The sequence below is a fragment of the Sphingomonas sp. DG1-23 genome (assembly GCF_030730875.1).
Classification (GTDB): domain Bacteria; phylum Pseudomonadota; class Alphaproteobacteria; order Sphingomonadales; family Sphingomonadaceae; genus Sphingomonas.
Genome location: NZ_JAVAMA010000006.1, coordinates 87675 through 108834 on the forward strand (window position 1 = coordinate 87675; position 21160 = coordinate 108834).

Genomic DNA, 21160 nt, shown 5'->3' on the forward strand with positions numbered 1-21160 from the left:
CCGCACGACAGGGGGAAGAGGATGAGGTCCACCAGCCTCGCTGCGGCGCTCGCCGCCAGCGCCGCTATGCTAGCAATCGCCGTGCCGGCGCAGGCGCAGCAGCGAAGCTTCGACATACCCCCGGGCAGCCTCAAGGCGGCGCTGGATGCGTTCGGAAAGCAGTCCGGACGCCCGCTCATCTATCGCGCCGCGGACGTCAGCGGCATCAACTCCCCGGGCTTCCGCGGCTCCAATTCGCCCGAGCGCGTGCTGGCGGCATTGCTCCGCGGCACCGGCTTGAGCAGCAGGAGCGGGGAGGCGGGCGCGATAGCGATCGTACGGTCGGGAAACGGGCAATCGACCGGCGCCGGCGCCTCGCCGCCGGATCTGTCGCAGGCTGAGCTGCCGGCCGAGAGCGTCGAGGACGAGATCGTGGTCAGCGGCATCCGCCGATCGCTGCAGGAATCGATCAACGTCAAGCGCGCCGCCGGCAGCATCGTCGACGTGATCACCGCGCAGGACATCGGCAAGCTACCCGATCAGAATGTCGCCGAATCGCTGAGCCGCGTAACCGGCGTCCAGATCAGCCGTCGCGAGGGCGACGGCTCCAATTTCACCATCCGCGGCATCTCGCAGAACCGGCTCGAGATCAACGGCCGCAACTTCATCGGCCCGGGCAACGGTGGCAACGCGGCGCTGGAGACGATCAGCCCCGAGATCCTCTCGTCGATCGTGGTCATCAAATCGCCTACCGCCGACATGCCGGAGGGCGCGCTCGGCGCCACGGTCAATCTGCGCACCAAACGCCCGCTCGAACTCGACGACCTCGTCGTCGCGGGGCGCATCCAGGGCGCCTATGCCGATCAGGCCGACCATGTCGGCTATCGTGGATCGGCGTTGGTCTCGACCAAGCTCGGCGACCGCTTCGGCGTGCTCGCCAGCGTCGCATATTCCGACACCCAAACGCTCGGCTATTCGTTCGACGCGGGCGGCTGGACGCAGACCAACACGATCGACGGGGACGGGGATGGAGTCGACGATCCCGGCCTGTTCCGCCCCAATCGCTTCATGGCGCGCATCTTCGATCGCGCCGAGCAGCGGCTGACGCTCAACGGCACCGCGCAGTGGCGCCCGACCGACCAGCTCGAGATCATCCTCGACGCGACCTACAATCACCTCAAGCGCCAGCGGAACAGCGTCAATTACCAAGTGCTGTTCAACAACAATGATGTGGACGCGACGGTGAACGACGAAGGCACCGTCGTCGCGGGAACCTTTCAGGGCGTCACGGTCCGCCCGCTCATCTATGACGAGCCGACCGACCTCAAATCGACGCTGTTCGGCGGATCGGTGAAATGGGAGGACGACCGCGCCCGCGTGCGCCTCGACATGTCGTATAGTCGCGGCAAGGGCAGCGACGGCGGGCCGGGCGCCTCCTTCGCCTATGTAGTGGTGCCCCGCACGGGCAGTGTCGCCAATGCAAGCTATGATTTCCGTCCGGGCAATGCCGTGCCCGACCTGTCGATCGACGCCAATTTCGATCCGAACGATCCGACGCGGTACCAATTGCTGTCGATCTTCGATTACGACGCGGTGACCGACAACAAGGGATATGACGCGCGGCTCGATTGGGAATACCAGACCGATTGGGGCATTCTCTCCTCGGTCGAGGCCGGGATGCGATACGAGCGCGCCGAGCTGCTCGCCGCCGATCCGCAGAATCTGCCCGTCGCCGCCAGCCTGCTCGCCGCCGGTGACCGCAACGGCGACGGCATTCTCACCGTCGATGAGCTTCCCGGGCTCAGCTACGGCCGTGATTATGGCGCCTTCTTCCCCGGCGTGGGCGGCACGTTCCCGCGCAATCTGCTCGGGGGTACGCTCGACAAGAATGCCGCGCGCGACGGGCTCGGCCTCGCGACGCCCGATCCGTACGACACCCGCATCACCGTCGGCCCGACCTCGATCAAGGACGTCACGCAGGAGACGCTCGGCGCTTATCTGAAGGCGAATTTCGAGGGCATGGCGGGCGGCGTGAACTATAGCGGCAATGCCGGCCTGCGCTATATCGACACCGCCCGTGCGACGCTCGGCTATCTCTCGCCGACCCTGACCAACGTCATCAAGTCCGATTTCGGCTATTGGCTGCCGAGCGCCAATCTCTCGGTCGATTTCAGCAACGATCTGACGCTGCGCCTCGCCGCGGCGAAAGTGGTGTCTCGGCCGAGCCTCAACCAGGTCAGCGCCAGCTTCGTGCCCAACACCGTTTCGATGACGGGCTCGCGCGGCAATCCCAATCTGCGGCCGTTCGAGGCGATGCAGGCCGACGCCACGCTCGAATGGTATTTCGCGCAGGCGAGCTCGCTGACCGGCGCAGTCTTCTACAAGAAGGTCGACTCGTTCACGGTCAACACGGTGACCCACGAGTTCGTCCCGGGATTCTCGGAGCGCTTCGGATTGTTCGACATCTCGCAGCCGCAGAACGGCGAGGACGGCACGATCCAGGGGTTTGAAATCGCGTGGCAGCACGCCTTCCGCTTCCTGCCGGCGCCCTTCGACAATCTCGGCATCCAGGCCAACTACACCTATGTCGACAGCCGCACCCCGCTCAAGGACGCGATCACCGGCGACCGGCTGCCGCTGCCCGGCCTGTCGCGCGACAGCTACACGCTGATCGGCTATTATGAGGACAAGATCTTCTCGATCCGTGCGGCCTATACCCATCGCAGCAAATATCTGAACAGCGTCGGCGGCGCGGCCAGCGGCGGCAACACTTATGTCGCCGGCCGCGGCCAGCTCGATGCTTCGGCGCAGATCAACCTGACGCCGAACCTGCGGCTGACGGTGGAGGGGATCAACCTCACCAAGGCGATCGACCGCCAGTATCTCGGCGAGCCCGACCGTTTGACCTTCACTGCGCGTGAGGATCGCCGGATCTTCTTCGGCGTCGCCGCGAGCTTCTGAACCGGTACCGGGAAAGGGACATTTCATGACCTGTCGCAACCTCCGCCGGGCGCTGGCCACGGCCATCTGTTCGATGCCGCTGACGATCGCCGCGCCGCAGGTCGCCGCCGCGCCCGCGCCGATGCGCGCCGACATCGTCATCTACGGATGTGCATCGGGCGGCGTCGCGGCAGCGATCGAGGCCCGGCGGCTCGGCCGGTCGGTGCTGCTGGTATGCCGCGAGGACTATCTAGGGGGCATGTCCACCAACGGTCTCGGCTGGTCCGACACCGGAAATCATCGCGCGATCGGCGGGCTCTCGCTCGATTTCTACCGCAAGGTGAAGCGTTACTATGATGATCCCGCAGTGTGGATCCACGCACCGCGTCCGGCGCGCGCCGAGAATTTCGTCGATGGCGACGCGATGTGGCAGTTCGAGCCGAAGGTAGGCGAACGCATCTTCGAGGACTGGGCGCGCGAGGCTGGGGTCGCGATCGTGCGCAACCAGCCGCTCGACCGATCGAAAGGCGGAGTCGAGATGGCCGGGAGCCGCGTCGTCGCCTTCCGCTCGAAAGCGGGACGGCGCTTCGAGGGCAAGGTCTTCATCGACGCTACCTATGAGGGCGATCTGATGGCGGGCGCGGGGGTCGGCTTCACGGTGGGCCGCGAGGCGAATGCGACCTATGGCGAGACGCTCAACGGCGTGCAGCTGGCGAACACCACCAACCACCAATTCACGCTCGACATCGACCCGTGGCGCGTGCCCGGCGATCCCGCGACCGGACTGCTGCCGCGGATCAGCGCCGAACGGCCGGCTCCCGACGGCACCGCCGACGACAAGATCCAGGCCTATACCTATCGCATGTGCCTGACCGACGTACCGGCCAACCGCGCGCCGTTTCCCAAGCCCAAGGGCTATGATGCGGGCCAATATGCCCTGCTCAAGCGCTACATGGACGCCGGCTTTCGCGACTTCTTCCGGAAGTTCGATCGTATTCCCAACGGCAAGACCGACACCAACAATTTCGGCGCCTTCTCGTTCGACAATATCGGCGCCAATTATCGCTATCCCGAGGGCAGCGACGCCGAACGTGCGGCAATCGCGCGCGAGCACATCGTTTACCAGCAGGGGCTGCTCTGGTTCATGGCCAACGATCCCGGCGTACCCGCCGAGACGCGCGCCGAAATGGCGAAATGGGGACTATGCCGGGACGAGTTCACCGCCAGTGGCCATTGGCCGCGCGAAATGTATGTGCGCGAGGCGCGTCGGATGGTCTCTGACTTCGTGATGGCCGAGCCGCATCTGCGCGGCACCAGGCCCACGCCGCGCCCGATCGGCATGGGCTCGTACAACATGGATTCGCACAATGTGCAGCGCATCGTCGATGCGCGCGGCTTCGTGCGTAACGAGGGCAATATCGAAGTGAGCCCCGGGCGCGCCTATCCGATCAGCTACGACGCGATCGTTCCGCGCCGGGGCGAGGCCACCAATTTGCTGGTTCCGGTCGCGCTGTCGGCGTCGCACATCGCCTATGGCTCGATCCGCATGGAACCGGTGTTCATGATTCTCGGCCAGTCTGCCGCCGCAGCCGCCTCGATCGCGATCGGGGACGGGGTCCCGGTTCAGGATGTCGATTACGCCAAGCTCCGGGCAAGATTGCTGGCCGCGGGGCAGATTCTGGAGCTTGTTCCCTGATCGCCGCCTGGCGCGGGCGAGGCCCGGCGGGCATTGAGAAAGCAGCCCAAGGCCATCCCAAATTCGCGTGCAGGGGGCGGGAATCGGCGCATCCTTTGATTCCAGTACCCCGCTGCGGTTAGGGCACATGGCGGCCAGCCGGGCACCATGGATCCAGGTTCAACGCCTCAAGGCTGGTTCACCGTGATCGTGCCAGGCATTCCCATGTTGGATAAATCGGGCCTGTTCTGCTGCGTCACCGCTTGCCTGAACGCAATCTCCTGCATCACGCCCTGGTGGTTCACGCTGCGGGCGAGGTGACTGGCGAACGACAATTGGTTGAAGGCGTCGATTTCGGCCGGTGCGCCTGCCGGCGTCCCGAAGGTCGGATGATCGCGGCGCAATCCGGCAAGCTGCGCCTCGCTCAACTCTATCGAAACGGTATCGCCGACCTTCAGATTGGGATTGTTCGTCAGCTGCGCGGTGGCCGCCTGATTCTGCTGCGTAACCTGCTCGCTGTAACGATAGGTCGCCGCCGAGAAAGTCGTCCCGTCCACCGATTGCCTGGTCATCGTCAGGTCGACCTTGCCGTCGGCATTCGCGTCATAGCTGGTTTCGATGTCCACCCGCCCATCGGCGTAAGTGGTTCGGGTGGTGCGGCCGACTTCGTTATTGCCGGGCTTCGTCGACCCGAACGGGGAGGCGGTGGACAATCCGGCGACCACGCCCATCTGCGAGACTTCGACGGTCTTCAGGCCCGACACCCCATTGACCTCGGCAACCGGTGCCTGGCGCGCCGTCAATGTATCGTTGAAGGTCTGCATTCCGCCGGGTGCCGAGAGGTCGATATTGAAAGAGCGACTGACTGAGGTGTCGAGAGAAGTCTTGTTGCCGATGCCGGCACTGACGCCGGCGAAGCCGACGCTGATCTGGGTGTCGGCCGTAACGCCCTGCGTGGGTCCCACCGAGACGCCGATCCTGCCATCGGCCATCTTCTCCATCGAGATGCTTTGTCCCTGCCGGGTCTCCACCGAATTCTTGAAGCCGAATGCGGAGATCGATGCTGCCATGGCAGTGCCGGCATAGTCTTCGGAATTCATGGAAACTTTCGTGCCGGCGGGCCAATCCGCCGGCTTGGTGACGTCGATCGTCGCGACGTCGACTCCGGTCGGCACCGAAACCGTGTGCACGGTGCGCTGTCCGACGGTCACGCCGACGCTCGCCTGGACGTTGCGCACATCGGCGGCGACGGTACCCGCGACGCTCATTTCACCCGTGACGCTATAGGTCGTGCTGGTCGGCGTGCGGGACAACTGCTCGACGCTCGTCTGCTTATACTCGACCTTGGCGCTGACGGGCTGGCCGGCCGGGGTGGCGAGCGATACGCTGGTGGTCGTCGTGGTCTTGACGCCCTTGTCGTTCACTTGCTGCGACACGCTGTGCTGCGCGCCGAGGCCGCCGATGGAACCTCCGACGCTGCCATTGACGCTGACCCCGTCCTTGCCGACCTGGAGGCCGATCCCGGCATTGGCATTGGCGGGCCCGGCGCCGGCGCCCATCTTGCCCTGTCCGCCGACGCCGTTGGCGTCGAGGGTCGCGGCGCCGGACGCGCTGCCATTGAGCGCCCCCGTCTGACCCGACACGGTCTGGCTATGGCTCACGCCCGTCGGGCCGACTTTCGTCTCGGTCCTGGTCTGGACCTGGGAATTGACCGTTTCGGTCTGCACGCCCGTGGCGCGATCGACAGCCGGCCGGCCGAGCGAGTCGAAGTTCTTCGCCGCCTGGGTCTGGGTCTCGGTGGTCGTGCGGCTCCAGCCGGTGACGCCTGTCTTCGTCTCCGTAGTCTTGGTCGCGCGATCCTGCTCTACGCCATCGACCGACGATCGGGTGGTGGTCTGACTCTCTTTGGTGGTCTGGACGCCCGCGGCATGATTGGTGGTGAGGGACTGGCTGACGTTCATATTCGTCGCGACGTTGGTGGTCGCGGCGGCGCGCGCGGCGTCGACCTGCCGATCGGTCACCGACCGATCGCCATTCTGGCGGTCCAGCGTCGCGAGCGCCTGGCCCGCCGCAACCGGGGCGCCGTTCACGGCAGTGTCCACCAGATCCCGCTCTTTGGGCGTGGATTTGGCGGCTTCGGTGGTCGTCGACCGGGCGGCATCGGCAGCACGGTTCGCAGCCTCGCGGGAAGACGCCTGTGCCGCGTCATTGCCGTTGCTGCCACTCGCTCCGCCAACCGATGACATCGCGCATCTCCCGAATCGCAAATCGTACCAGCGAGGTTCGGTGGTTTCCCGCCGCAAGTGGATACTCGGATCGACTACGGGGCAGCCAAGATGGGTGACGCGTAGCTGCAGCGCGGGCGCAAGCTTCTGAAATCGATCCGCAACGACAGAGCGAGAACGGCACTCGCCCGACTGCCGGGGCATCCGCTTGCGATCGATCGGGGGCGGTCCCTCAAATTCTCTTCGATCACGGCGGCGCCCCAGGACGACAGCGAAAGCGTATCGCTTCTGCCCAGTCTGCGCGCGGTGATGAGCTCGCTCACCGGTGCCTCGCCCGGTGTGAGCGTGGCTGGACGGGCCGAATAGTTGAGGACATAGCGCTCGCGGTGGCCGTTCTTCGGTATGCCGCTGCGCACGATCAGCGGGAAGCGTGTCGTGCCGACCGGAATTCAGGACCGGCGTGCGGTGTCGGCGAGCAGCGCCTCGATCAAGGTATCGCTCGGCATGAACCCGGCATAGGTGAGCTCGCCCTTGCCGTAGCGATTGCGCGTGATCGCGGCGTCGGCGGGCCAGGAAGGATGGCGTCATCGCGCCAGCACCGTCGCCGTGGTCAGTTTGAGCATCTCCATCCACCAGCGCACCTTCAGCGCGCAGGTCAGCGGAGCGTTTCGGAATGACCATGGCGAGCCTTGCCATCGGGCGGGCATAGGTGCGAACACGAATTGGGCGGCGGAGAGTGACAGGTGGCGAGAAAAACTGGGGACGGGCCGGCTCATACGAGTATCGCGCGCAGCATCGGCGTGGCGATCGCAACCGGCGTCGACCAGCCGAACGACATCCTGCCAAGCGAAATGGATCTCGCCGAGAGCCATGGCGTGTCGCGCAGCGTGATCCGCGAGGCTTTGCGGATGCTCGCCGCGAAGGGCCTGGTCGAAAGTCGCCAGAAGGCGGGCACGCGCGTGCGGGAGCGAAAGGACTGGAATCTGCTCGACCCCGCGTTGCTCTCGTGGATGTTCGAAGGCGTCCCATCCTCCGACTTCGTCCGGAACTTGTTCCAGCTGCGGATGATCGTCGAGCCGGCGGCCGCGGAACTGGCGGCCATGTCCCGCACCGCGCGACACCTGTCCCGCATGGGGCACTCGCTGGAACGGATGGAGGAATTCGGACTCACCACCACCGAGGGGCAGAATGCCGACGAGCTGTTTCACGCTACGATTCTCGAGGCGACGGGCAACGAACTCATCGTAAATCTGTCGGCGAGCATCGCAGCAGCGGTCCGATGGACCACTTACTTCAAATATCGCACGTCGAAGCGGCCCAAGGATCCCATGCCACAGCACCGTGCGCTCTATGAGGCGATCGCAGAGGCCAATCCGTCCGCGGCACGCGAGGCGACGGTCGCGCTGGTAAGGCAGGCGCAAATCGACACCGAGAGCGCGCTCACGCCCTGACCTTGTCGGTGGCAGCGGGCCTGCGGGCGAACCCGTGCCGATCGTTCGTCGAAGGAGCGGCGGCCGCCGCTCCTTCGACGAAGCGAGCAATCAGAAGCGGAATCGAGCGCCTAGACCAAAATAGCGGCCCTCATCGCGAATATCGCGTGGATAGTAACGATCTTCCGCATATTGCGCATAGTTGTTGAAAGGCTTTGCGAGAATATTTGCGACATCCAAAGTAAAGGTAACTTCCGGGATCGGCGTATAGTTAAACGAAAAATCCAGGCGGTTGATATTCTCGGTTCCCTCGCCGAGGTAGACACCCTGCGCGTCGACGAAATTTCCATTCAAGAAGGCTGCGCGGTTGTTAAGGGATAGGCGCGAAGATATCTTGCCCTTCTCGAAGAACAGAGCCGCATTGTACGTCCACTTCGACAGGCCCGGGATCTTCACGAACGGCGGTTCGGCGTTGCTGCCCGTTACGTTGGCAAACAGGTTCGCGGGGTATTGCTGCTCGCCATCGAGGTAGGTCAGGTTCGCCTGCACGCCAAAGCCGCTGAGGATGCCGGGCAGGAAGTCGAGGAAGGTCTGGCCACCCACCTCGACGCCCTTGATCCTTCCCGCCCCGGCATTCTCGGGGCGGTTGATCTCGATGAGGCCGTACACGGGATCGAGCGTGCGATTGGTATAGTTCGCGATGAAGCCGTTCAGATCGCGGTAGAATACCGCCGCGCTCAACGAGGCGGTCGGCGAGAAGTAATATTCGACCGAGGCGTCGTAGTTCGTCGAGGTCAGCGGCTTCAGATCCGGGTTGCCGCCGCTGCCATAGGCATTGGGGCGCCCCTGGAGCCCGGGGGCGAAGCGCGTATCCGGAACCACGCCGCCGGGGGGAATAGCGGAGGTGTTCTGGGAGATGGATAGTGCCGGATTGAGCTGCCCGAACTCGGGCTTGGTCCGGGTCTTCGTCACCCCGAAGCGGATCTGCAGCTTGTCGTCCGGGCGGATGCGGAGGCTGAAGTTCGGAAGCACGTCGACATAGTTCGCCTTCGTCACGCGCGGTTCGCTGGTCGTGACGCCGTTGAAGGTGACGTTCGAATTGCCGCTGTATTGGCCGACCGTGTTGACCACCCGGGCGCCAATCAGGCCATCCACGCGGAAACTGCCCAGATCGAATTCGTACTTGGTCTGGCCGTAAAATGCATAGGTCTGCTCTTCCGCGAAGAACGCCTGGCGCGGATCCAGCTGAACCGTAGGGGTCGAAAAGCGGGCGAGCGCATCGCGATAGCCCGCGTCGTTCGGATTTGCTGCGACGATTTGCTGCAGCGCCTCGTACGCAAACTGCCTGAGCGCGGGCGCATTGCCGGCAATGCCCTCGCGCGAAGGCATGAGCCAGCTGGTGAAGCCCTGGTTGCCGCGGAATGCGTCCTTCGTCAGCTCGAGCGCGCCGGCTGGCGTGTTCGCAAGGGGTATGTTGAGCGTGTCGGTATAGGCGTAGCGGTTGCCGCGCCGGAGCGAAGCGTCGCGATCGGTCCAGCGTACGCCGAACTGGAATTTCGGGAGGAACGAGATGTCCGTCTCGAGATCGAGATCGCCCCGCCATTGCCATCCCTTGCCCTGCACGCGGTAGATGCTCTCATAGTAACCGCGCCAGCGATAATTGGCCGGATTTTCGGCGTCGAAATTCTCGAAATCCCATGACACGCCGTTGTCGACGAAGAAGTCGACTTTGGCCGTCGGCGAGCTGAACAGCGAGGAGTCGAAGCTCCATTCGTCCGAGCCGTATTCGCTTCGCGTGTAAGCGAGATCGGTCGACAATTTGGCGCGACCGACATTCCACTTGATGCCGCCCGCAGCCTGATAGGTGTTGGTGTAGCCAGCATTGGTGCTGCGATACGCTTCGGGACGGAAGCCGCCGACCTTGGTCAGGCTCGCTACCTGATCGGGCTTGTCCTCGCGCAGGACGACGTCGGTCAGCGTCGGATTGCCGTCGATCAACGGCGTGCGCCACCAGTCGTTGGCACCGCGACCGCGATAGCCCTGGTAGAGGAAATCATAATAGATTTCGAGATTGGGCGAGGGCCTCCACTGGACGCTCGCATTGAGCGCCGGGCGCCAGCGCTTGCCGCTGTCATTGTACACGCCGACCGCCGCGGGGATGCGGAAATCGCGGCCGACGGATGCAGGCTGGACCGTCGTTCCGGCGCTGGGGCCGGTGATGAAGCCGTCTCCCCAACGCACCGCATTCCGATACTGGGCCTGACTGTAGGAGGCATTCACGAGCACGCCGATCTCGCCGATGCCGCTATCGGCGCGGGCGCTGATCAGAATGTTTCCAAGGGGGTCGTACTTGCCGCTCTGGTCATTGTACGTGCCGCGAATGCCGCCGGCGACGACGAAATTCTCGGTGAAGTCGAAAGGACGGCGTGAGCGAACGTTGATGAGGCCCGCAAGACCGGGCTCGAGCAAGTCCGCCGTGCCCGATTTGTAGACCTCCAGACCGGCCAACGCGCCCGCAGGGAAATCCTGCAACTGGGAACGCCGAAGCTCGGCCGTGAAGATGTCGCGGCCGTTGAACGTGGTTGCGACATCGGGGAGACCCCGCACCAGAACCTGGCTCACCTCGTCGCTGAAGCGATTCACCTGCACCCCGGTGACGCGGGCAAGCGATTCTGCCGCCGTGTTGTCGGGAAGCTTGCCGATGTCCTGGGCGACGATCGCGTCCAGAATTGCATCGGAGTTACGCTTGATTGCCTGCGCGGTACCGAGGCTGGCGCGATACCCCGTCACCACGATGTCGCGAGGATCGGTCTCGCCACCGGCTTCGCCGGCCGGAGCCTTTTCCTTTTGCTCCTGTGCGGCAGGGTCATCCTGCGGCGTCGGCGTGACTGCGGTCTGAGAATAGGCAGGAAGCGCCATCAGCGCGAATGGCGCAACCGAAACGTAAAGCCCGAACCGCTTCATATGAATTCCCCTCTCCTGGCCGTGCCCATTCGGCATCTGGTCAATTTATTTGTCTGACAAACATCGCGCGCGTCAAGGGCGTTTCTATAAGCGCCCGCGTCGTGGAGAGCAGTTCCCCGATTTGGCTGTAAAATTGTCAGGCAAATGCCTACGGTACTCACATCCCGCCTCATGCGGATTACGCTACGGGCGAGGCGGCACTCGGGGGCTTTTGTTCTCCATGGAGTTCGGTCGCTGGAGTCGGCTGATAACGGCGATCGGCCGCCGTTCGATCTGGAACGACAGCTACGCGCCCTCTGTTTGGTTCAGGCCATCTCACTTTGCCGGTGTAAGGCGGCGGCTGCGAGTTTGAGGCTGCAGGAGCTTTGCCGCTCGAGCTTGCAAAGCTCCATGTCAAACCGACACCATCCCAGCAGCACGCACTTTCCGCTCTTGCGAAGGGGCATGTTCGCGCTACCAACGTCGGAATAATAGTGGGGGAGACCAGGATGACCGCCAGCTTTGATCGCCGCACCCTCCTCGTAGGCGGCCTCGCCGTCTCGTCCGCTGCCCTTGCGCCGCTTGGTCAGGCCTTCGCGCAGGACCGGCGCCGCGTATCCGCCAACGACAAGATCCAGGTGGGCCTGATCGGCTGCAAGGGCATGGGCTGGGCGAATCTCAATGCGATGACGAAGGGGGCCGATGTCGCTCCCGTCGCCCTTTGCGACGTGGACGCGAAGGTTCTCGCCGCGCGTGGCGCCGAGCTGCAGAAATCCTCCGGACGCACGCCGCGGCTTTACGACGACTATCGCCGCATGCTCGACGACAAGTCGGTGGACGCGGTCATCATCGCCACGCCCGACCACTGGCACGCGCTCCAGCTCATCGACGCCATGTCGGCGGGCAAGGACGCCTATTGCGAAAAGCCACTGGGCAATTCCATCGCCGAATGCCGCGCCATGGTCGCCGCCAAGGCGCGCCACAACCGCGTCGTACAGGTCGGTCAATGGCAGCGCAGCAACCAGCACTGGGCGGACGCCATCGCGCATGTGCATTCCGGCGGCATTGGCCGGGTACGGAAGGTCAAGGCCTGGGCCTATCAGGGCTGGATGAAGAACGTCGCTCCGCAGCCCGACCAGGCGCCGCCGCCCGGTGTCGACTACGACCGCTGGCTCGGCCCCGCGCCTCTGCGCCCCTTCAACCCCAACCGCTTCCACTTCAGCTGGCGCTGGTATTGGGACTATGCGGGCGGCCTGATGACCGACTGGGGCGTTCATCTGATCGACATCGCCCTGCTGGGCATGAAGGCGCAGGCGCCGAACTCCGTCAGTTCGCTCGGCGGCGCCTATGGCTATCCGGGCTCGGCGATGGAGACTCCGGACACCCAGACCGCAATCTTCGACTTCGGCAATTATTCGGTGGAATGGGAGCATGCGGTCGGCATCAGCCGCGGCCCTTTCGGCGGCGGCGACCACGGCGTGGCGTTCGTGGGCGAAACCGGCACCTTGGTGGTCGACCGCGGCAAATGGTGGGTCTCGCCGGAAGTGAGCGGTGGCGAGGCCATGACCCGGGAAATTCCCGCCACGCCGGCCAAGGACAACGGACTTGATCGGCACACGGCGGACTTCATCGCCTGTGTTAAGGATCGCTCACGCACGCCCGCTTGCCCGATTGAATCGGCGGCAAACACCGCCATCGTCTGTCAGATGGGCAATGTTGCCTGGCGCACGGGCCGCAAGGTGCACTGGGACGCCGCGGCCGGCCAGTTCAAGGACGACGCCGAAGCCAACGCCCTGATCACGCCCCGCTACCGTTCACCTTACCGCCTGCCGGCGTAAGCGGCGCCACGGTCGGGCACGGGTATGACGCGGTCGGAGCCGTCGGCTCCTGGGTGCGGCCAAACGAGTTGTAATCGACGGCTCGGATCAACTGCTCACAGCCGCGCACCGTTGGACTACCCTCTGTTCACGTCGATCGCGCGCCGATGGAGCTGGAAGCCGGAGCTTGATCACCCGGACCGTCCGCTATGTCGCTGTCGCTGACCGGGCAAATTGTAGGAGATAGGCGATTCAGCGAAGGCTATCTGCATTACGAACATTCTGGATTTGCAAGTATCACGTCCGGCCGAATAGCCCCGCGCTGGAGCGCACGAAGCCGATGCGGTTGGATAGCGGATCCTCAATCAATCGAGCTCGAGCGCGTCCCGAATAATGTAATGAAGATCGGTCTGGTCCAGCAGACCGGAGACATTGACCGCGCGCGGACCATAAGCGGCGATGCGCAGCTGGGTGCCGGTGTGGCCCTGCGAGCCTTCCTCGGCGGTGCCGTAATTGACCGTCATCACGCCGCCCTCGCGCGTGTTGAGCGCCGCCGTGAGGCCCGGTGCGCGCGTGCCGTTGCCGACGATCTGGCTGGTATGCGCATGATCAGCGGTGACGATGACCAGCGTATGCCGGTCCGCCCTCGCAAATTCGAGCGCAACCTGGACGGCCTCGTCGAGGTCGACAGTCTCGCCGATCTGACCGCACGGATTGGCGGCATGATCCTCCTTGTCGATCGATGCGCCCTCGACCTGGAGGAAGAAGCCCTTGGGCTTGCTCCTGAGCAGGGCGATCGCCTTGCGGGTCATCGCCGCGAGCGACGGCGTGGCGGCATTGCGCTCGACATTGGGCTGGCAGGTGATCGCGGGCTGGTCGATATTGCCGTGGAAGCTCGCCCGCGGGCCGACCCAGCGGACGGGCATGTTGCCCTCGGCGAACAGGCCGATCAGCGGCTGGCGATCGTCGGCGCGCATCACGGCAGCGAGGTCGGCGGCGTTGCGGACGATGCGATAGCCGCGTGCCTGCGCCTGGTCGAAGAGCGTGCGCCCCTTCCACTTGCCCGCTTTGGCTGACTCCGCGAAGCTCGCGGCGCCGCCGCCAAGGACGAGATCGGCGCGCGTATCGAGCAACTGCTCGGTGATCGAGCCGGCGCCGCCATTCTCCAGCGCGTTCTGCGGACAGCTCTGGCTGGTCACCGTCGGTCCGAAGCATTTGCGCTGAACGACATGGGCTAGCTGCGCCCCGGGGGTCGCGTCCTGGATCTCCGAGGTTGAGACGTCGCCGGTGGCCAGCCCTGCCGCCTTGGCGCGTTCGATCAGCGTCCGATGCGGTTTGCCCTCGATATCGACGCCGATCGCACCGTTATAGCTCTTCACACCCGACGACCATGCGGTGGCCGATGCCGCGCTGTCGGTCACATAGTTCGGTTTGCCGGTCTCACGGTCGAGCGAATAATGGGTGTATTGGCCGGTGAAGGGCAGGGCGTCTATGCCCTTGAAATAGCCTCCGGCACCCTCGGCATAGTTGCGCGCGAGGGTGATTTCCGAATCCCCCATGCCGTCGCCGATCAACAGGATGACGTTGCGGACCTTACCCTTGGCGCTCAGCTTCCGATACGTCTCGCGCATGTCGCCCGGGAGCCGCCGCGCGCCGCCGGGCTGACGCACATCGCCGCGCGCCCCGCGCGACAGATCGGGTGCGGCGTGCTGCGCCAGGACAGGCTGGCTGGCGAGGGCGAGCAGAGCGACGATTGCAATGCGAGAGATCAAGGGGCGATGCTTTCGTAAGAGGTTTTACTCGTGCCGGGCCGCGTCGCCGGACTGCGACGCGGGCCTGCGACGGTTCAGAACTGCGCACGGACTCCGAAGCTGATCCGGCTTCCGGAGAATTCGTAAGGTCGTCGGAAAGGACGGATCCATGGTGTAGCCCGTGGTCCTCTCGTTCCCGATATTGATGCCCTGCAGCTCGATCCGGAAGTTCGGCGTCAGCTGATAGCTCGCCGCGATGTCGAACTGGCCATAGGCGTCGCGATATACCGGATACATGTTGCGCTCGATTCTCTCCACATAGGCGCCCTTGCGATTGTACGACACGCGCAGCGAGAGCGGGCCCTTGTCGTAGAAAATGGTGGCGTTGTAGGTGTTGTCGGCCAGCCCGATCGGCGAGGTCGCGACGTCGAGGTCGGATTCGCCCGTCAGCGAGCTGTCGAGGAAGGTGACGTTGGCGTTGACGCCGAAGCCATCGGCCCAGTCGGCGAACATCCCGAACGGCACCACCGCGTTGAGCTCGATGCCGCTCACATCGTACGAACCCTCGGCGTTGACCGGTTGGTAGACGTCGAAGTCATAGACGCCGTCGATCGTGCCGTTGGCGTTGTACTTGGTGACGTCGGGGACGACGCCCGTCAGTTCGTTCTGCACCACGCCCTTGATCTTCTTCCAGAAATACGACGCCGCCAGGATGCCGCCGCGGCCGAGATATTTCTCGACGCCGACTTCCCACTGGTCGGCATAAGTGGGCTCGAGATTGGGGTTGCCGTCGGTGAAGCGGAAGTCGTTCCAGCTCGCCGTGCGCTTGTAGGCGAGATCGGTCAGCGCCGGACGGATCAGCGTCTGCGACGCGGCGGCGCGCAGATACAGGCTCTCGGTCAATTCGGCATGTGCGTTGAACGACGGCAGGAACTTCTCGTACCGGCCCTCGCTCGATACCGGCGCATCGGTGAGGCCGGTCGAACCATCCGGATTCTGCACCTGATGGAAGCCCTCCGAACGGACCGTCGTGCGAACATAGCGGCCACCCAGGTTGACGAAGAGCGGCACGGAAACGTCGAACTCGAAATCGATCATGCCGTAGCCGGCGAGCGTCTCTTCCTCGACCTTGTAATATTGGCCGTCGTTGAAGGGCGTCTCGAAGCCGTCGGGACGAAAGAAGGCGCGGGCATATTCGTTGGAGATCTGCGCCCAGTTGAGGTCCCGCGCCTGATAGGCCTTGCCGCCGACGATGTCGGTCACGTTCTCGAGCGGGCTGTCGGCGAGCGTACGCCGGTTGACATAGGCGGTGCTGCCGCGCGTCGGGCCCTGGATCTTCTCCTCGCCATATTCGCGCGCGTTGGTCTTGCTGGTGTAGCGCCCGCCGAAGTTGAGCCGTTTCAGCACGGACGAATCGAACTGGTAGCTGACATCGAGTTGCGCGGCGTATTTGTCGTCTTTGATCCGCTCGCGCGTCGTCTCATAGGCCTCGAACAGATAGGATGCCGGCGCGTTGTACATGTCGATCGTGCGCGGATTGGCGCTGGGGATCGTCTCGCCGCCATTCTCGGTATAGCGGGTGCGCGACGGCGCATAGGCCACGTGCTTCAGGTTGGAGAAGTCCAGCGTCTTCCTCGCGCCCGAATAGCCGCCGAGCGCGTTGATCTTCCAGTTGCCGGTCTCCCAGTTCACCTCGCTGCCGAATTGGCGATAGTCCGTCTCGTTTAGATATTCCTTGCTCAGGAATTCATGCTGGGTGTTGGTGTAGGAGACGTCGCGCAGCACGATGATGCCGTTGTCCGCCAGCGTCGTTGCGTCATATTCGTGGATCGTTTCGAGCGTCGAATTGCTCGACGCCGCATAGCCGGCTGCGTCATATTCGTCCTCGACCGTGTCGTAGGAGCCGACGAATGCGTCGAACGCGAGGCTGAAGCTGTCGCTGGGCTTGTATTGAATCGAGCCCGAGAGGCCGAGCCGATCCTGATCGTTCTGATAGACGCGGTCGCCGACCTTATCGAGGAAGACGATCCTGTTCTTGTCGGCGTCGGTGAAGGTGACGCCCGCGTCGCGTTGCAGCACTGCGATGGCCTGATTCCGGTTGGCGCCGGCCCGGTCGGTCCAGCGCGCGATCGGGCGGAAGTTGATCCCCGAGTTCGAATCGGTGCGGTTCGTGCGTTGCTGCCTGGCGATCGAGACCAGCACGCCGAAATTGCCGAAGGTGTTGCTGGCGAGGAAGGAGAAGTTCGGATCGATCTTCTCCGAGATCGAATTGTACGCGCCTTCCGCGCTGCCGACGAGGCGAAAGCCGGAATTGTCGAAAGGGCGCGCGGTGCGGATCGAGACCGAGCCGGCGATGCCGCCTTCCTCGTCCGCCGCGGTCGGCGACTTCTGCACGGTGACCGACTGGATCAACTCGGAGGCGAAGATGTCGAACTCGACGTCGCGGCCGCCCGAGCCGGACGCGGTCGCCAGCTTGTTGATCGAGACAAAGGTAAACTCGCTCGGCAGGCCACGGACATTGACCCGCGTGCCCAGACCCTTTTCGCGCTCGATCGTCACGCCGGGGACGCGCTGGAGCGCTTCGGAGAGGTTCTGTTCGGGGAAGTCCGCGATGTCGGTGGCGACGATCGAGTCCGAGAAGCCGATCGTGTCGCGTTTGATGTCGATCGCTTCCTGGAGGCTGCGGCTGTAGCCGGTGACGACGATGTCCGCCCCTGCGTCCGCATCCGCGTCTGCCCCATCTGTCGATGATGTCGGCGCGGTCTGGGCGGCGACCGGGCCGGCGACGAGTGCGATGAGGGCGGCTCCGAGGAAAAGCGGTGTCGTGCGATCGAAATACTGGAACTTCCGGTTCATTTCGAATTCTCCCTGTGTTCTGTCTGCGTGGCGGCGCGCCGGCCCGAGCCCCCCCGGGACGAGCAAATTTGTCCCCGTGGCGCGGGGCCGCCAAAGGGTGGCGTCTGTCATGGAATTCCGTTGTCGCGAGCGGGGCGCTCGCCCATCGACCTTAATGTGCCTCGGCTACCGGCGAACGCGTCCCTGCCGTACCTGGCGGCATCGCCGCGTCAGGATGACGCTAGCGAAATCTCGTTCGCGCCAACCGGTGCGTTGTATCGGCAAATATCGGCGACTAGCCGTGATCCAAACCATTGCGCCCCCCATCGGCGTTATTCGCCTCGGGGAGTCCGGTGGGGAAGAGTTGTGACGCGCCTGTTACGAGGCCCGGGATTATCTTGGTTTTTCCGCCGTGCGCCGAAACCAGGGGACGAAGCAGCGCTGGTCGCGAGCCGGCATTTACGCATTCCGCCCTTGGCGCCGTTCGCGGATTTGCTTATGAAAACGGAGGCTCCGCCGCAGATTGGCTGTCGCGAGCAATCCAACCGTGAGAAAACAGGTCATTTGCAGCCAGTCTCTGGGCTGCTCTCGGAGAAAACTGCTTTCAGCTTCGTTGCGGTGGGTCGATCGCGGCAGATGGAGATGGCAAAGCTGTAAGCGGCAGCCGCAGCTACCTCATCGCCGCCGAATGCCGACATAGGGCTGGTGCAGGCGAACTGTCCCAGGTCCGCCCGGCCACCTTCAGGCAGTCGATCCGGCTCGTCTCGTCCACGTGCTGCCAGAGGCGGTGCTCAGCGGCGGCGCTTCGGCGTTGGCGACCAGATGCGACATTTCGGCGCGCAGGCGCGGCAGGAGCGTGGTGTCGCTGGCCGCGGTATCGAGGACGAAACGCCCCGGGGGCGGATCGCCGATGCTGACCTACACGACCGGATGGCCGCTCGGCAGCACTTCTTAGAGGCTTCGCGCCGGGCGGCGTAGCGAGAAGGATCAGGGGCAGGGAGGTGAGAAGGAGATGATGAAGGCCTCATTTAGCGGAGGAAAAGGGGGGAAGCGCCGGCTGGGCGCGGCCACCAGATCGCGTTGACGATCAGCCAGCGTGTGCCAAAGCGCCCGAGGTGAAAGAAGTCGACGAACCACGGCGCCTCGACCCGAGCCACGGCAACGTTGCCGGCGATGTCGAGCACCCGGACCGAGCGGACCCATTGCGCGCGCGGCGTCTTGAGCGCACCGTCGGAGGTGAGCGCGATCAACTCGTCGGCGGACATTCGGCGCAGCGGGAAGGTCTCCCGCGCGCTCGGTCCGTCCCCGGCGACCGCGCGTTTGGCGAGATCGGGATGAAGCGAGCTGGCGACCCGCTTCGCATCCCCTTCGAGCTGACCATCGACATAATCCAGCGCGACCTGCTCGATCGCCGCCACCATCGCGCGATCGGGTTCGGCGGGAGCGGAGACGACTGCCAGGGCGCAGCACAGCAGAAGGCCGACATTGCCCCTAGCCCAGCCGGAAGACGGCTTCATGCTCGCCTTCCGTCACCATGATGCGCGCCGGCGAAGCATCCTCGCGCTTGTCGAACACGAACTTGACCGGCAGCGTGTCGCCCGGCCGCGTGGTTGGCGGAGGCGATCCGAACAGCTCGGGCGGGCCGGGGCCGGGCACGGACCGCCTGGCCGCTCTCGACGCCGATGCCTTCATTGTCTTCGAGGCGAACGTCTACGCCCTGCGCCTGGACGAGCGCGCCTGACGAAGCATGGCAAGGTTGATCCGGGCAAGATCGCCGTGGTGCTACCGACTACCTTCCCGAAACTCTATGAAGGGCTGAAGGGATCGCCGTCGGCAATCGGCAGGGATTTGCGCCGGTTCTCCGCTGCAGACGGACGGGCAAATATCATCGCGCACGAGGGACAGCACGGGATCGATATGCGGGCTGCAGGAGGATATATTCTGGACCCGGAGCCGTCGGCCTATGCGACTGGCCGGCTCGTCAACAAGGGCCTCGGCAGCGTTTCGATTCACGATATTCCGGTCAAGAACAAATGAGCGGCTTGCGCTCCGTTGATCGACCGCACCGGGCCGGCATGTTCGTCGTCGGACTGTCGATATTGCTCGCTGGCTGCGAATCTCCTCCGAAGCAGTGTCAGGCGGTGCCGGACGGCTGGCTGGACGGAAAGTCGAAAATTCCGGAACTCGCGCCGATCAATCGCCTGCATCTTGCGAGAGACGGGAGTATGCGCTGGAACGGTATGGCCGTTACCAGCGCTGCTGTGCGCGGCATTCTTCTGACAACGGCCCGCGATCAACCGCGGCCCTTCCTTCTGCTCGATTATGATTCCGGCCTGAGCTGCGATCAGATCTACCGGTTCAGGGAGTTTGTCGATCAGGCCTATCAATGCCGTGCCGGGAACTGCGGCGAAGGCGAGTTGAAGCACTAGGCGGCTCGACCAGATGGCAACTTTCTTTCTCGACGTGCCAGGGTGGTCGCATCGATGGCATTCTTCCGAGAAATTCCGTCCTCTCGCCGGTGGGAATCAATGCAGGATTGTTCTTGCTCCGAGCTGCCTTCCCATGTCGGAAATCCGCTGACCGGGCGCTCAAGGCGTACGCCGAAGGAAGACCGGCCTGCTGCTTAAGCTTTACCGCCGGCCAAGAATGGGATTTTGTACTCGGATTCGTGGTTGGTTGAGAAGGCGCCCGCCTCTAGACAAACGAGACACGCTTGCGGGGGGCGATTCGTGTATCATCAAATCTCAAATTTCGGGGGCCTTGCGCGCGCTTGCGTAGCATCGCTGGTGGCGATGACGCTGCCCGCGGCGGCATTGGCACAGCGCGCTCCGCCGCCACTGAGGCCGAAGTTCAACTCCGCCGCACAACCGCGACCGGCGCGGCCGCCCGCTACCTCCGCCCGGACGCCGGTAACGCAGCGGTCGCCGGCCTCGCCCCGGCCGGCCTTCAATCGGGTAGCGAGCGCGGGCGCTGCGATGCACGCGCTGAGCGGCAGGTTCCGGCCCGCGGCGGCGCGTAATCCCAATTACCAGCTGCTCCAGCGTTCCCAGCAGCAAAGCGCCATGTCCTTCGTGGCGCGGCAGTCGCGCCAAGGGCGCGGTTCGATCATGATCGGCGCCGGTGGCGTCTACCGCCAAGTGGCAGGAAGGGCGGGCGCAGGTTATTATTTTTCCGCGCGTGGGGACTTCGCTCGCGCGGGGCGAAATGTCCGTCGCGATGGCTTCGGCAGACCCACCGCCGCGCGATCGCTGCCCGCGGGATGGCGATCCAACCAGAAGTATATCGTCCGCGCCCTCCTGCGCGGCAGTGCAGTCGGTATCGGCACGCCGGTGCAACACCGGGCGCCGCGCGGTGGGTTCAACGCCGAGATGAAGCTCCTCCGAAGGCTCCACGCCCGCGGCCTGGTCAACTTCCACACGCAACGCGTGCCGATCTCGGGCGGAAAGAGCCGGCTGATGCTGGTGGGATTCACGCCGACCGGGAAGATGCTGAGCCTGCGACCGAAGGGCAACACCACCGGGGCTCCCGCACCGGCACCCGCACCGGGGAAGGTGCGATGAGATAT

13 protein-coding genes are annotated in these 21160 nt (G+C 64.4%); 7 read left to right on the plus strand and 6 right to left on the minus strand.

Going from position 1 to position 21160, the window contains the following annotated elements; all coding sequences use genetic code 11:
- Positions 1-21: 21 nt before the first annotated feature.
- Positions 22-2940: a TonB-dependent receptor gene (locus Q9Q95_RS11395; protein WP_306097079.1), complete on the plus strand. Its 2919-nt coding sequence runs from the start codon at positions 22-24 to the stop codon at positions 2938-2940.
- A gap of 25 nt (positions 2941-2965) precedes the next feature.
- Positions 2966-4615: an FAD-dependent oxidoreductase gene (locus tag Q9Q95_RS11400; RefSeq protein ID WP_306097081.1), complete on the plus strand. Its 1650-nt coding sequence runs from the start codon at positions 2966-2968 to the stop codon at positions 4613-4615.
- A gap of 167 nt (positions 4616-4782) precedes the next feature.
- On the opposite strand, the gene Q9Q95_RS11405 is transcribed toward Q9Q95_RS11400, so the two are convergent.
- A complete protein-coding gene (locus Q9Q95_RS11405; protein WP_306097082.1) occupies positions 4783-6840 on the minus strand; it encodes a hypothetical protein in 2058 nt (685 codons plus the stop codon).
- Positions 6841-7562: 722 nt separating this feature from the next.
- Here Q9Q95_RS11405 and Q9Q95_RS11410 point away from each other — a divergent pair.
- A complete protein-coding gene (locus Q9Q95_RS11410; RefSeq protein WP_306097085.1) occupies positions 7563-8270 on the plus strand; it encodes a FadR/GntR family transcriptional regulator in 708 nt (235 codons plus the stop codon).
- A gap of 90 nt (positions 8271-8360) precedes the next feature.
- Here Q9Q95_RS11410 and Q9Q95_RS11415 read toward each other — a convergent pair whose 3' ends face one another.
- Complete coding sequence (locus tag Q9Q95_RS11415; protein ID WP_306097086.1) at positions 8361-11213, minus strand: TonB-dependent receptor; 2853 nt, start codon at positions 11211-11213, stop codon at positions 8361-8363.
- Between the two features lie 488 nt (positions 11214-11701).
- On the opposite strand from Q9Q95_RS11415, the gene Q9Q95_RS11420 reads away from it, so the two are divergent.
- A complete protein-coding gene (locus tag Q9Q95_RS11420; protein ID WP_306097089.1) occupies positions 11702-13030 on the plus strand; it encodes a Gfo/Idh/MocA family protein in 1329 nt (442 codons plus the stop codon).
- Between the two features lie 344 nt (positions 13031-13374).
- Here the strand turns inward: Q9Q95_RS11420 and phoA are convergent, their stop codons facing one another.
- The 4 genes from phoA to Q9Q95_RS11440 form a co-directional block, all read right to left on the minus strand.
- The gene (gene phoA, locus Q9Q95_RS11425) at positions 13375-14781 is read right to left on the minus strand and encodes an alkaline phosphatase (RefSeq protein ID WP_306097091.1); all 1407 of its coding nucleotides are present in this window, start codon (positions 14779-14781) and stop codon (positions 13375-13377) included.
- A gap of 24 nt (positions 14782-14805) precedes the next feature.
- Positions 14806-17616, minus strand: coding sequence for a TonB-dependent receptor (locus tag Q9Q95_RS11430; RefSeq protein ID WP_306097093.1), 2811 nt, complete (start codon positions 17614-17616; stop codon positions 14806-14808).
- Positions 17617-18623: 1007 nt separating this feature from the next.
- A complete protein-coding gene (locus Q9Q95_RS11435; RefSeq protein ID WP_306097094.1) occupies positions 18624-19112 on the minus strand; it encodes a nuclear transport factor 2 family protein in 489 nt (162 codons plus the stop codon).
- Entirely contained in the window at positions 19087-19251 is a 165-nt protein-coding gene (locus Q9Q95_RS11440; RefSeq protein WP_306097096.1) for a hypothetical protein, read from the minus strand. Before Q9Q95_RS11440 ends, Q9Q95_RS11435 begins: the two co-directional genes overlap by 26 nt.
- Positions 19252-19374: 123 nt before the next feature.
- On the opposite strand from Q9Q95_RS11440, the gene Q9Q95_RS11445 reads away from it, so the two are divergent.
- The 3 genes from Q9Q95_RS11445 to Q9Q95_RS11455 all read left to right on the plus strand — a co-directional run bounded on the left by Q9Q95_RS11445 (position 19375) and on the right by Q9Q95_RS11455 (position 21155).
- Positions 19375-19632, plus strand: coding sequence for a hypothetical protein (locus tag Q9Q95_RS11445; protein ID WP_306097098.1), 258 nt, complete (start codon positions 19375-19377; stop codon positions 19630-19632).
- The gene (locus Q9Q95_RS11450) at positions 19629-20024 is read left to right on the plus strand and encodes a hypothetical protein (protein WP_306097100.1); all 396 of its coding nucleotides are present in this window, start codon (positions 19629-19631) and stop codon (positions 20022-20024) included. Before Q9Q95_RS11445 ends, Q9Q95_RS11450 begins: the two co-directional genes overlap by 4 nt.
- 546 nt (positions 20025-20570) lie before the next feature.
- Positions 20571-21155, plus strand: coding sequence for a hypothetical protein (locus Q9Q95_RS11455; RefSeq protein WP_306097103.1), 585 nt, complete (start codon positions 20571-20573; stop codon positions 21153-21155).
- Positions 21156-21160: the final 5 nt, after the last annotated feature.

Excerpts from the sequence above, each read along its gene's own strand:
- Q9Q95_RS11395 (WP_306097079.1), top strand. The coding sequence starts at position 22 with ATGAGGTCCACCAGCCTCGCTGCGGCGCTCGCCGCCAGCGCCGCTATG.
- Q9Q95_RS11430 (WP_306097093.1), bottom strand. The coding sequence starts at position 17,616 with ATGAACCGGAAGTTCCAGTATTTCGATCGCACGACACCGCTTTTCCTC.
- Q9Q95_RS11405 (WP_306097082.1), bottom strand. The coding sequence starts at position 6,840 with ATGTCATCGGTTGGCGGAGCGAGTGGCAGCAACGGCAATGACGCGGCA.
- Q9Q95_RS11450 (WP_306097100.1), top strand. The coding sequence starts at position 19,629 with ATGAGCGGCTTGCGCTCCGTTGATCGACCGCACCGGGCCGGCATGTTC.
- Q9Q95_RS11400 (WP_306097081.1), top strand. The coding sequence starts at position 2,966 with ATGACCTGTCGCAACCTCCGCCGGGCGCTGGCCACGGCCATCTGTTCG.
- Q9Q95_RS11415 (WP_306097086.1), bottom strand. The coding sequence starts at position 11,213 with ATGAAGCGGTTCGGGCTTTACGTTTCGGTTGCGCCATTCGCGCTGATG.
- Q9Q95_RS11420 (WP_306097089.1), top strand. The coding sequence starts at position 11,702 with ATGACCGCCAGCTTTGATCGCCGCACCCTCCTCGTAGGCGGCCTCGCC.
- Q9Q95_RS11455 (WP_306097103.1), top strand. The coding sequence starts at position 20,571 with ATGCACGCGCTGAGCGGCAGGTTCCGGCCCGCGGCGGCGCGTAATCCC.
- Q9Q95_RS11435 (WP_306097094.1), bottom strand. The coding sequence starts at position 19,112 with ATGAAGCCGTCTTCCGGCTGGGCTAGGGGCAATGTCGGCCTTCTGCTG.